Source organism: Streptomyces sp. NPDC029138 (assembly GCF_055564375.1).
In genome coordinates this window covers 98,261-110,781 of record NZ_JBVHWM010000023.1, presented here as the reverse complement: position 1 = coordinate 110,781, position 12,521 = coordinate 98,261, and the positions used below count along the sequence as shown (strand labels likewise).

The window sequence follows — 12,521 nt, the reverse complement described above, 5'->3', positions numbered from 1 at the left end:
ACGGGGGGGGTACCCTCCCCCCCCCCCCCCCCCCACCCCCCCCCCCCCCCACCCCCCCCCCCCTCCCCCCCCCCCCCCCCCCCCCCCCCCCCCCCCCCGGGCTCTCCGCTCCGGTCAGGACGCGTCCTGACGGCGGGCGTAGTCGGCCTGCGCCATGTACTCGGTGTCCTGCGTGTCCTCCTGGGGGAGCTCTATCCCGCACACCCGGCGCGCCAGGTCGGCGATCGGCCCGGTCGGGGACAACTCGGCCCGCTTCATGGTCAGCGTCCGAATGGCCAGCAGCGGAGTGCCGTTGAAGTTCTCGAACACGGCGATCCGGTTGCCCCAGTCGGAGAGGAACAGGTCCCGGATCACCCGGCTGATCTTCATCCGGTCATGCGGCCGCCCGACCGGGCCCGTCTGTAGCGCCTGCAACCACGGCCTGAGTTCAGGACGCTGCCACTGTCCCTCCGTGGGGAAGATCAGCGACGCACGGCCTGCCAGGTCGATGATCTCGTTCACCATGTGGCCGACGTTCTCCAGGTAGAAGGCACGGCCGAAGTCGAACATCAGGACGTTCGGCTTGTAGAGGCCGCCTGGAGTCGTGAAGCCCTCGTCCTCGGAGGCGACGACATGGGCCTTGAGGGTCTGGTGGAACTCGGCGAACTTCGCCAGTCGGGTCTGGACGGGCGGCAGCTGGTACGTGCCGATGTGCTCCGTTATCAGCAGTGCGAGCCCCAGCATCAGCTCGGCCCGCACCATCTGCCGGACCAGCGCCTGGTAGTGCAGCCAGTCGAAGACGCGCTGCGGGTACAGCGAGGCGTGCTTCGGGTTGCCGATGTGGAACACACGGTTCCAGGGAATGAACACGTCCTCGAACAACAGGACGGCGTCGAGCTCGTCCCCCTGTGATGCGAGGGGATGCTCCTGCTCCTCGCCGTCCCTGACGTTGCTCTCACGGCAGATGACCGTCACACCCGGGGCGTTCGTGGGGACGGCCCCGAAGATCACCTGCTCCGGCTGGATTCCCGGCCGGAAGAACACACCGATGTGGATCCAGTCGCCGAAGGCCGCTCCGGTGCTGATGGCCTTCACGCCCCGCACCGTGATGCCCTCCTCCGACGTGGCGACGACGCGAAGGGCCGGCGACTCGGCCTGTGCCGATTCCCGGGACCGGTCCGTCTGCGGGTCGACGAAGGCGGGAGTGGTGTTCAGGTCTCCGTCCCGAACGAGGTCCCAGAAGTCGGCGATGCCCTCGGTCAGGTCCCGGCCGTCCGTGCCGACGGACTGGCTGCTCCAGGGCTCGGGGTCGTCGACATAGGTGATCAGGACGTAGTTGTTGACGTCCGGAGTACGGGGTGTGGAGCCGCCGCCGAGCTCCCGCAGCACCGTCTCGATGTAACGGCGCTTGCGCCGCAGGTCTTCCTTGGACCGGTGCTGGAACCACATCATCGACCGGCGCCGGCCCTCGTCGTCCACGAACGTCATGACGTCCGCCAGGTCGGGCCGGTGGTGCAGGTCGTAGAACTCCGCGATGCGCTGCGCGTACGCCCGCGTCTTCGGATGGGTGGCCACATTGTCGATGAGCTCGTCGCCCACCCACACCTTGCGGCCGTCGTTGAGGGCTGCCAGGTAGTCCTTGCCGGTTCGCAGCACGTCAGGCTCCTCGCCTCGTCGGGAAGGGAACGACCTGATGGTGGATGCTGATGGGGTGACCGGCGCGCCCCGTCGGCCAATCACCCGGGTGATACGCGGCGGCCACCGGGCCCCGGACCGTGCTTCGCGGCTACAGGAGCCCTCGTTCACGGGCCCGTGCCACCGCGCCGGGACGGCTGTGCGCGTCCAGCTTGCGGAAGATCGCCTTCACCTGGGTCTTCACGGTGTTGTGGGAGAGGTACAGCTCCGCGGCGATCTCACGCAGGGTCAGCGGACCGCACAGCGCTCGCAGGACGCGGCGTTCGGCGGCCGACAGTTCCTGTTCCCGGGGCATCTCCGACGCTGTGCCCCCGGCGCCCGCCGCGTCCGATGTGGCCGGCAGGAGGCTGCTGAGAACCCCCGGTGACTCGCACCCCGTAGCGGTGACCACGGCGCTCCGCAACGCCGCTCGTGCCGCACCGCGGTCCCCGCGCCGGTCTTCCAGTCGCGATCGAAGCAGGTGGCACAGAGCGCGGGCGTGCGGTTCGCCGCCCGGGCACGCGGTGCCGGCAAGGGCCTGTTCAGCATGGGCCAGCGATCGGTCCGCCTCGTCCAGGGCGTGGGAACGGAGCGACAGACCCCCGCGGCTGACATGAGCCAACGCGCTCACGAAGTGGCCGCTCAGACCTGTTGCCTCGGCCGTCTCGAGGGCCTGCTCACCAAGGGTCCCGGCGCGTCCCAACCGTCCCGAGAGGCCGGCGCATGCGGCCTGGGCCGCGAGCGCCCGGACCAACACCAGCGCATGGCCCGACGCCCGGGCGCTGCGCGCCCCTTCACCGAGCCAGCCCTGCGACTGCTCGTAGTCCCCGTGCCACATCAGGGCCAGACCACGGGTGACGCATCCCAGCGCCCGCCAGCTCGTCAGAGGACCGGGTCCACGCAACTGGGCAGCGGCGGACTCGGTGAGCCGAGCGGCCGTCAGGATCTCCCCCCGCGAGCAGGACACCGCCGAGCGCACGATGGCCGTCGTGTCCATCGCATCGGTGGCCTCGCCGAACGTGACAGTACCCGGCCGGCCCACATCGGCCAGATCGAGCCAGCAGCGGGCCGACTCCACGTCTCCCCCGGCGAGCGCGGTCATCGCACCGACGACGCACAGCCTGGGATCCGCCGCGACCAGCTCCTTGGGCAGTTGCTCCAGCCAGGGCGCCACATCCGCATGGCGCCCGGCGGCCACCGCGCCCTCCCACGCCCGCAGTACCGCCGCAGTCGCCGTCGTGAGGTCCGCGCCGAGAACCGCGTGCCGGACCGCGAGCGATGTCTCCCCGTGTTGCTCGAACCATCGTGCGGCGGCCTGGTGCCGGTGCACCGACCCACTCGGCCGTTCGGCGTCCACGGTCTTGGCCAGGACGGAGCGCAGGGCGGGATGCAGGCGATGGGTCTCGCGCCCGGGCCCGAGGGGCACCAGGAACTGAACCGCCTGAGCGAGCTGCTGTAGCCGGGCACCGGCTCGGGCGTCGCCGGTCACTGCCCAGCACGGTCCGGGAGAAAGTTCGTCGAGCACGCTGACATCCGCGAGGAAGTCCCGTTGCCGCGTGGTCAGGCGGTCGAGGACCTCGGCTCGGAGATAGTCCGAGATGGCCCGTTCCACACGGGTGAAGTCCTCCGGCTCCCCGGGAACCTCTCGCTGCCGGGCGATCATGTGCGCCGCCAGGCCCAGGCCTGCCGCCCAGCCTTCGGTGACGGCGTAGACCTCCGCGAGCCGCCCGGCCGGCAGGGCGGACGCGTTGCCCGCTCCCGTGCCCCTGAGAAACTCCTCCGCCTCTTCCGGCGTGAAGCGCAGGTCGTCGGGACCGAATTCGGCGATGCTTCCCCGGGCGCGCAGCGCCGGGATCGGGCCGCCCGCCACTCGCCGGGTCGCGATCACGACACGGAATCCCTGGGGAAGCCAGGTGACAAAGTCGGCAAGGGTCCGCAGAGCCTCCCCGTCCGTGAGGAACTCGAGGCCGTCGATAATCAAGGTGGAAAGCCCGTCGGCGACATCCCACGGAAGTCCGCGGACAGGTGCTTCGAGCGGTGGGCTTTCTGCACCGGTGGAAGTTCCGGTAGGGACCGCGGAAACCCCGGGCACAGTGGGACGGGTCTCGCTCAGCGCCCGTGCGATGCCGTCCCACAGACGCTCCGGCGCGTTGTCCCGGGCGTCGAGGTTGAGCCATGCGCACTCGCCCCGGGCCCGAGCCTCCTGCGACCATTCCCCCAGCAGCGACGTCTTGCCCGACCCGGCCGGTGCCGAGACAACCACGATCGGTGCGGAGATGGCATCCAGCCTCCGCAGGAGGCGGGGTCGTGACATCCACAGGCTGGGCTGCGGCTGCGGCCGGAATTTGAATTCAGGCACAAGGGGCGTCATGGTCCTGCCCCGCTCCGGGATTGCAGTGGTCGATTGTTTCTGGTGCCGGCCGGCTTCGCATGCTCCTGAATTCTTGTCGGCCCTCCCTGGCGGGTCAACGGCCACATCGCGCGATTGATCGCTGTTCTCGTCCCGCAGACTTTTCACGCCCTGGTTTGACGTGTTCAAGCGATGGCTCCGCCCGTCCGGACCGCGCCCCCCTGGTGATGCCCTGACCGGCCGGCCCGGGCATCGCCTGTTCATGCGATGTCCGGGTCAGCATGGTCTTCCAGGCGGGCTCAGGGGGCGCTCTCCTCCAGAGCGGCGCTGGTCACCGGGCGCTGGGCGACGGCCATGAGGTCGGCGGTGTGCTGCGGGACGTCTGCGGCGAACTGGTGGTGGACCTGTCCTGGTCGATGTAGAGGTTCGTCCCCTCGGAGCCGTCCGGCAGGAAGACCGGAACGGGCCGCAGGGCCTCGCCGAGCGCGCCGCCCGGGAACTTGCTCGCCAGCTCCATGGCGCTCTCCCCTTGTCCGGGGCGAACGCGGCGATGTACACGAGCGCCTTGACGTTGTCGGCGCCGTGGGCGGTGTCGCCGCTCAGTCCGCGCAGCGAATTGGCCGCGGCTGCCACCACTGGATAGCCGTCCCGCTTCAGCCTCTGGTCGGCTTGCGACGCCGCGAGGCAGCGGACTTACCGCATCGTCGGCGTTTCGGCCAACCCACGTGCGTCCCGGACTCGTTGCAGGGGGCGGGTCGGTGCATTGTCCACACTCCGCTGCGCGCTCTGTCTCGGGGTTTCGACACCGACCGAAATACATGTGTTCGAAACCTCGGGTGGGTCGTTGAGCCTCACGACCACGCTGAACGACCGTCAAGGGGGATCACGTTGACCTCGGCCGCCACGAACGAACAACAGGCCACCGCGCCGCCTCCGCCACCGCCCGCGGAGATCACCTACAGCGGGCAATACTCCGTCAATCCGCTCGCCGAGGTCTCCTTCCGGCGGATGTGCGCGCAGATCCCGGCCGTACTGGCCCGGATCGCCCGGCTGTCGTGGCAGACGGACCGGCGGGCCGTGCAGTTGCTCCTCGGTTGCCAGATGATCACCGGTGTCTCGGCCGCCGTGCTGCTGGCCGCCACCGCCCGCGCCATGGCGCCGGTTCTCGGGGACGAGTCCGCCGCCGCACGGCTGCGCGGGGCCCTGCCGGCGCTGCTGGTGGTGGCCCTCGCCGCCGCGCTAACCCGCGGCGCGGGGGCAGTGGCGTCGTACGCCGAGCGGCGGATCACCCCTCGGCTGACCACGGAGACGGACACGGCCCTGGTTGAGGCGGTCTGCCGGGTGGAGGCGGCAGCATACGCGGAGGAGGGCTTCTCGGACCGGCACGAAGCGGCCGAGATGGGTGTGATCCGCACCCAGGTGATGGTCACCGACGCCCAGCGGTTCCTGTCCGCGCTGATCCGCATGGTCACTGCCGGCGGCGTGCTGTCGGTGCTGAACCCGGTGATGGTGCCGCTGCTCCTGCTCGCCGTGTTGCCGGCGGGTGTCGGCGCGGTCCTGACCGCCCGGGTCGACTACGAAATCCACTACGCCAACGTCGCCGACCGCAACGTGCGCGGCATGATGCGATGGTGGGCGACCACGTCGAAGTACGGCGACGAAGTCCGCGCCAACTCCATGACCGACTACCTGGTGTTCTGGTACCGGGCCCTGTCCGAGCGATGTGACCGGCGAACCCTGGCCGCCGCGCCGCGGACCCTGCGGATCGCTCTGCTCTCCTCGCTGGCCGGCGGCGTGTTCCTCGTCGCGGCCTGGGGAGCCCTCGGGTGGCTGGCCGTGACTGGCCGGATCGCACTCGCGGTCGCGGCCACGGCTGTCATCGCCATCCAGACCACGCTCGCCGCCCTCTCGCAGGTGGTCATCAACGGGGCCGCGGTGTTCCACACCAGCCTGTATCTGAGCGACATGCAGTCCTTCCTGGACGACGCAGCCGCCCGTGCCCCCGAGCGCGGCCCCCGCGAGATCGCAGCGCCGGTCGAGGTGATCCGGCTCCAGGATGTCGTCTACCAGTACCCGGGCAAGGACAAGCCCGCCGTGGACGGTGTCTCCCTCACCCTGGAGCGAGGCCGGATCCTCGCGATCGTCGGAGCGAACGGCTCAGGGAAGTCCACGCTCACCCGGCTGCTGACCGGTATCTACCTACCCGACAAGGGGAAGGTCACCTGGAACGGTACCGACCTCGCCGAGGTCGACCCCGCGACTGTCTGGCGCTGCACCGGTCTGGTGCCGCAGATCTTCGCCCAGTGGCCGCTGCGGGTCCGCGAGAACGTCACCCTCGGCCAGCCCCGTACCCACAATGACACCCCCGTGTGGGAAGCCATCGACGCGGTCGGCCTGCGTGAGGCTGTCGAAGACCTCCCCGCCGGCCTGGACACGCTGCTGTCCCGGGATGTCTTCGGCGGGTCGGAGCTCTCCGGGGGGCAGTGGCAGCGCGTCGCGTGCTCCAGGGCCCTGTACCGGCGGCCCGAGCTGCTCATCCTCGACGAGCCCACCTCCCAGATGGACCCACGCGGCGAGCACCGAATCTTCGAACAGATCAAGGCTATTGCCGCCGACCGCATCACCATCGTGGTCACCCACCGCCTGGAAAACACGAAGATCGCCGATCACATCGTCGTGATGGAGCATGGCCGGATCACCGAACAGGGCCGGTACGACGACCTCGTCCACGCCGGCGGTACCTTCGCCGAGCTCCTCGAACTCTCTCAGGACCGCTGACCGTTCTCTCCGCACCCGTCCCGGCGGTCGCTCAGCGGGACGGGCACTGCCAGGAGGAGCCGTGACTCTTTCCCCCACCGCAGCCGACGGCCGGGGCTTCCCCGCGTGCGACTCGCACCCGGTGAACGGCGTGCGGAAGAGGAACCCGCCGCCCGCCGAAGTGCAGCGCCGGGCGAAGCAGCGCATCGGGCCCATCGCGACCGTACGCGATGCCTCGCACGACCGGCCCGCCTCCCGGGTCCGGGAGCCGGCGCTGCGGCCGGTCACCCACCTGGCACCGGACATCCTCGCGGCTTGCCGGCAGCGGCGACGGCTGAACGCCAACGCCTTGGCCGCCACCACACCGGAGGGATACGACCGGCTGCGCGAGTCTGGTCAGCGGCGGGCGGCCGCAGCGCTGTTGGACAGCTGCCCGTTGCCGGCCCGCGCCACGTGGCCGGCGTCCTGGGAATCTCCGTGGCGCCATCGACAACCTGATGCACCGCGAGCCCGACCTGCTGCACGGGCTGGACTTCGCCGACGGCGCCCGCTGGATGTGCCCGTCACCGCGCGGAAGCCTAAGACCCCGACGCGCTGTTGACCTGCAACCACGATCCGTTCTACGCGTTGTGGGACCCCGACCGCGGCCACAGCACCCCGCGGCACACCCCAAGCTTCGACCGCTGCCATACCGCCTGCGGCAACAGTTTGGCCGTCCTGCCGCCGCCTCGTGGGAAACCGCACGTCGGCACCGTCGGGCGGAACGATCCGCTTCCGGGACCGTCGCCGCCAAGCATTGACGAGGATTTCGGCAAGAGGGTGGGCAGGCCGCCGTATCCGATTGCACCCGGTCATTCCGGATGTCCGAGGCGTAGCGCAGCGGTGTGGCGGAGAGCGGGCCGAACCGCCGGGTCAGGGTCGAGGCAGCTGGGAGAGCGCGGCGCGGCCGATCTGTAGAAGGGCCGAGCCGTCCATGTTCGTCTTGGCGAGGAACTCGATGCCCTGGAGGACCGCGAGGAGCAGACGTCCGAGTTCTTGCGGGTCGGCCCCGGGATCCACGTCTCCTTCATGCTGCGCCTCCTTGACGCAGACGATCAGGAGGTCTTCAACAGCCTGATAGGTTGCTCGGGCCCGGGAGACCACCTCGGGATCCTGACTGTGCAGCTCGGACGTGCTGTTGACCATGAAACAGCCGCGTCGCTGCGCGTCTCCCGCGAAGCCGTTGGCCGCGCCTTCCAGGAGGTGGGTCAGGCGCTCCAGGGCCGGGCCCGGTCCGGTGAGGATCTGCCGGACGCTGGTGAGCTGCTCGTCGCGATAGCTGTCCAGTACGTGCAGGAAGAGCTGGCGCTTGTCACCGAACGCGCCGTACAGGCTTCCTTTGCCCAGGCCTGTGGCGGTCATCAGGTCTTGCAGCGACGTGGCCCCGTAGCCGCGGTTCCAGAACTGCTCGCGCACGGACTCCAGAACCTGGTTCTCATCGAAGTTTCGGGGACGCGCCATAGCGCTCATGCTACCGCTTTTTGACCTTTCGGTCCATATTGGCTCGACGTCCTGGAGCGCCGTCTGTACCGAGAAAGCAGCCAGCGTGACAAGCACACGAATGAAGAGACGCCGGTGGCGTACTAGAAGCCCAGATCGCTCAGCCCGGGATGATCGTCCGGGCGACGTCCCAACGGCCAGTGGTACTTGCGGTCCGACTCCTGGATGGGCAGGTCGTTGATGCATGCCAGCCGTACGCGCATCAGCCCCTCGTCGTTGAACTCCCAGTTCTCGTTTCCGTAGGAGCGGAACCAGTTCCCCGAGTCGTCGTGGCACTCGTAGGCGAAGCGCACGGCGATGCGGTTGCCGTGGAATGCCCAGAGCTCCTTGATGAGCCGGTACTCCTGCTCTCTGGTCCACTTCCGGGTGAGGAAGTCGATGATCTCCTCGCGCCCGGTGACGAACTCCGCACGATTGCGCCACCGGCTGTCGGGCGTGTAGGCGAGGGCGACCCTCCGGGGATCGCGGGTGTTCCAGGCGTCCTCAGCGAGCCGGACCTTCTCGATGGCGGTCTGTTCGGTGAAGGGAGGTGCCGGAGGGTTCGAGGGCATGGTGCCTCCTGGATTGAACGGTGCGGGCCCTCGGCCGCCGTTGCGACCGGCCGTGGACGCCCTCATCCGACATCGGCTGGGTCGTGATCGCAACGTTTCCGGGTCCACTCGACGGGCCGGCGCGCAGCGCCATCGCGCTCCTGGCGCCAGGAGGGCTCACCGGAGAATCACAGTGGCGTCCATCTTGAGCTTCGACGTTGTCGACGTTTTCCTCCGGCACGATGTTCTCACCCAGCGTGCGGAGGTAGTCGGCAACCTCGGCGGGCGTCGTGCGCCGGCCCGTCCATGGCAGCCGGGGGGTCCGGGCACGTACCAGTCGATCTCCTTCGCGAACAATTCGGCAACGGCGTCAGGGTCTCCACCGGCGGAGCGCATCCGGCACCTTCACGCGACTCGCGGCGCTGGCGACCGCCGCACGCCAGAAATCGGAGGCCGCATGGGCGCAACGACCCAGGACTCCGTTCACGATGCCGACAGCGCGGTGATCACGAGCCAGCTCCGGAGCGGATGCCGCGACGCCGCGCCCATGCGACGGAAGGACATAAACCCACCGACGCATTCTGGAATCCTCGTTCCGGGTGCCCCTCCAAACATTCCGCTTGCCGTTGCACCCGGCCACGCATACGTAAGCGAAATTCACGGTGACTCTCCGATGTTCCCCCGTGCCAGTGCGTTGGCGTCCGCGATTCCTGCTTCGTGACATGCGAGGTGTCCCATTCGATCTGCTGCGTTGCCCTCCCAGTGGGTAGGGTTTAGCGTCATGCATGTGGCACCCGGCGCCATCTGTCGCGAGACACCACGCCGCCGAGGGAAACGTTCCCAAGTCTCCGCGACGACCGCCCTGCTCTTTGTCGCATCTGTACGGCTGGTACGCGGGCGGATTTGACGCACACCCCGCGCCGATCGGCGCTCGGAGGTCGACGTGCCCCCCACGCGACACGAGACGGTGACCATCAAGGGCCAGGAAGTCTTCTATCGTGAGGCCGGCCCCGGGGACGCACCGGTCGTCCTGCTCCTCCACGGATTCCCGAGCAGCTCGCACATGTTCCGCCATCTTGTCCCCGCATTGGCCGACCGCTATCACGTGATCGCCCCCGACCACGTGAGCTACGGCCACTCGGCCATGCCCAAGGTCAACGAATTCGACTACACCTTCGACAACCTCGCCGGTGTCACCGCCGGGCTGCTGGACCATCTGGATATCAGGCGCTTCTCCGTCTACGTGCACGACTATGGGGCGCCGATCGGCTGGCGGCTCGCGCTGGACCCCTCGTTCGACGTCAGTGCGATCATCTCGCAGAGCGGCAACGCCTACATGGAGGGCTTCGCCCGTCCCTTCTGGGACGACCTCTTCGCCTACGCCACCCATCCCGGCCCTGACACAGAACCGGGCGCACGGGCCAAGTTCAGCCGTGAAACGACTCGTTGGCAGTACGAGAACGGTTCCACCGACAACAGCCTGGTCAGCCCGGACAGCTGGACCCTCGACCAGTTCCTGTTGGAGCGGCCCGGCAACGACGAGGTCCAGCTGGCACTGTTCCGCGACTATCCGACCAACATCGACGGATACCCGCAATTGCAGGAGTACTTCCGCACCAGCCAGGTTCCCCTGCTCGCGGTATGGGGCCAAGGGGACGAGATCTTCGGGCCGGACGGCGCACGTGCGTTCTCCCGTGACCTTCCGGAAGCGGAAGTCCGCCTGTTGCCTGCCGGACACTTCGCCCTGGAGACACATCTGGACGCCATCAGCGGGTATGTCCACGGTTTCCTCGGGCGCGTCCTTACGTGAGGGAAACGGGCGGCAGCACCCGATGCAACTCGCTTCCCTGCCACAGCCGCAGAGGAAGCCGCCACAGGAGAGGTGGCGTGGTGGCCACGTTGGCAGCAGTGAATGTCGGGATGCCGAAAGACGTTCCCTGGCACGGCAGGACCGTTTACACCGGCGTCTACAAGCACACGGTTTCCGGGCCGCGCATGGTACGACGGCTGAACATCGACGGGGACGGACAGGGTGATCTGGGCGGGCACGGCGGTGAGCAGCGGGCGGTGCTGGTGTACCAGCTCGACTCGTACCGCTTCTGGGCCAAACAGCTGGGGCGCGATGACCTGACTCCCGGTCAGTTCGGTGAGAACTTCACCGTCGACGCCCTGCCCGACGACGAGGTCTGCATCGGGGACCGCTACCGCATCGGCGACGCCCTCTTCGAGGTCACCCAGCCCCGGGTGACCTGCTATCGGGTGGGCCTGCGGATGGGAGAGCCGCGCATGGCGGCACTGCTCGTGGCCCAGCACCGCCCCGGCTTCTACCTCCGGGTGATCGAGGAGGGCGAGGTCGAGGCCGGCCAGGAGATCGTCAAGGTCGCCACCGGGCCCGAGGCGATGACCGTCGAGGAGATCGACCGGGTGCTCTACCTGCCCGAGCACACGCGCGAGCAGGTAGAGCGGGCCCTGCGGATACCCGCGCTCAGTCCCGGGTGGCAGGGCTCCATGCGGACCCTTCTGGACCAGTCCAACGGCGAGGACCGCGGTTCCTCGGGCAGCGCGGGACTCAGTACAGCTGCTACCGCTCCGCCGCCTGCCTGGCCGGGCTTCCGGCCGCTGACCGTCGAGCGCGTCCAGTCCGAGAGCCGCAGTGTGTTCTCCCTGCACGTGGCAGCCGCTGACGGCTCCGAGTTGCCGACCGCGCTGCCTGGCCAGTTCCTCACCGTGAGGGTCCAGCCCGAGGGCGACGTGCCGCCGCTGATCCGCAGCTACTCGCTGTCCGGCCGGCCGGGCGCGGGCGCCTACCGCATCAGCGTCAAAGTCGAACCGCACGGTGCCGCCAGCAACGAGCTGCGGGCCCACATCCGCGTCGGGGACCGTTTGGAGGCCGCCGCGCCCCGCGGCACCTTCTGCTTGACCCAGGGCGACAATCCGGTGCTGCTCATGTCGGCGGGGATCGGCGTGACACCCGTGCTGGCCATGCTGCACAGCCTCGCTCACGACCGCTCCGCCCGCCAGGTGTGGTGGCTGCACGGAGCGAGGAACGGCACCGAGCATCCCTTCGCCCAGGAGAGCCGCGCCCTGATCGCCGCACTCCCCAACGCCCGGTCGACCGTCTACTACAGCAGACCGGCCGCGGCCGACCGCCAGGGCGTCGACTACGCGGAGGCGAGCCGCCTGTCGGCCGACCGCGTTCGCGGACTCGGCCTGCCCACCGACGCCGACGCCTACCTGTGCGGACCCGCGGACTTCATGCGCGACGTCACCGCCGCGCTCATCGATTCCGGGCTGGAGGCCGACCGGATCCACACAGAGCTCTTCGGCGCCGCGCAGTCTCTCACCCCTGGGATCAAGGGGTCCACGGTCACACCAGCGCCCCACCAGCCCCCGGGCCCCGCCGGCAGCGGACCCGAGGTCTCCTTCGCCCGCAGCGGTCTTCACGTCCCCTGGAACGACGCCCGGGAGTCCCTGCTCGAACTTGCCGAAGCCTGCGATGTCCCGGTCCAGTGGTCGTGCCGCACCGGCGTGTGCCACACCTGCGAACTCGCCCTGATGTCGGGAACCGTCGACTATTCCCCCGACCCCGTCGAGCCGCCGGCCGAGGGCGACATCCTGATCTGCTGCTCCAAGCCCACCGACGACGTTGTCCTGGACCTGTAGCGCAGCCGAATCGCGGTCTGGATGACTTT

8 protein-coding genes are annotated in these 12,521 nt (G+C 69.1%); 3 read left to right on the top strand and 5 right to left on the bottom strand.

Going from position 1 to position 12,521, the window contains the following annotated elements; translation table 11 throughout:
• Positions 1–114 precede the first annotated feature (114 nt).
• From ACZ4WH_RS20245 to ACZ4WH_RS20235, 3 genes are all read right to left on the bottom strand, one after another.
• Positions 115–1,635: a 4-hydroxyphenylacetate 3-hydroxylase family protein gene (locus ACZ4WH_RS20245; RefSeq protein WP_468182249.1), complete on the bottom strand. Its 1,521-nt coding sequence runs from the start codon at positions 1,633–1,635 to the stop codon at positions 115–117.
• Between the two features lie 130 nt (positions 1,636–1,765).
• Positions 1,766–4,192, bottom strand: coding sequence for a winged helix-turn-helix domain-containing protein (locus ACZ4WH_RS20240; RefSeq protein ID WP_468182247.1), 2,427 nt, complete (start codon positions 4,190–4,192; stop codon positions 1,766–1,768).
• A 142-nt stretch (positions 4,193–4,334) separates the two neighbouring features.
• Positions 4,335–4,520 (bottom strand): hypothetical protein, encoded by a 186-nt coding sequence (locus ACZ4WH_RS20235; RefSeq protein ID WP_468182245.1) that lies wholly within the window; start codon positions 4,518–4,520, stop codon positions 4,335–4,337.
• A 371-nt stretch (positions 4,521–4,891) separates the two neighbouring features.
• On the opposite strand from ACZ4WH_RS20235, the gene ACZ4WH_RS20230 reads away from it, so the two are divergent.
• Positions 4,892–6,781, top strand: coding sequence for an ATP-binding cassette domain-containing protein (locus ACZ4WH_RS20230; RefSeq protein WP_468182243.1), 1,890 nt, complete (start codon positions 4,892–4,894; stop codon positions 6,779–6,781).
• An 891-nt stretch (positions 6,782–7,672) separates the two neighbouring features.
• On the opposite strand, the gene ACZ4WH_RS20225 is transcribed toward ACZ4WH_RS20230, so the two are convergent.
• On the bottom strand, positions 7,673–8,260 hold the full coding sequence (locus ACZ4WH_RS20225; protein WP_468182241.1) for a TetR/AcrR family transcriptional regulator: 588 nt from the start codon (positions 8,258–8,260) through the stop codon (positions 7,673–7,675).
• A gap of 122 nt (positions 8,261–8,382) precedes the next feature.
• Positions 8,383–8,850, bottom strand: a complete 468-nt coding sequence (locus tag ACZ4WH_RS20220) for a nuclear transport factor 2 family protein (RefSeq protein ID WP_468182239.1) — start codon at positions 8,848–8,850, stop codon at positions 8,383–8,385.
• 922 nt (positions 8,851–9,772) lie between these two features.
• On the opposite strand from ACZ4WH_RS20220, the gene ACZ4WH_RS20215 reads away from it, so the two are divergent.
• A complete protein-coding gene (locus ACZ4WH_RS20215; RefSeq protein WP_468182237.1) occupies positions 9,773–10,639 on the top strand; it encodes an alpha/beta fold hydrolase in 867 nt (288 codons plus the stop codon).
• A gap of 110 nt (positions 10,640–10,749) precedes the next feature.
• The gene (locus ACZ4WH_RS20210; RefSeq protein WP_468182235.1) at positions 10,750–12,492 is read left to right on the top strand and encodes an MOSC domain-containing protein; all 1,743 of its coding nucleotides are present in this window, start codon (positions 10,750–10,752) and stop codon (positions 12,490–12,492) included.
• Positions 12,493–12,521: the final 29 nt, after the last annotated feature.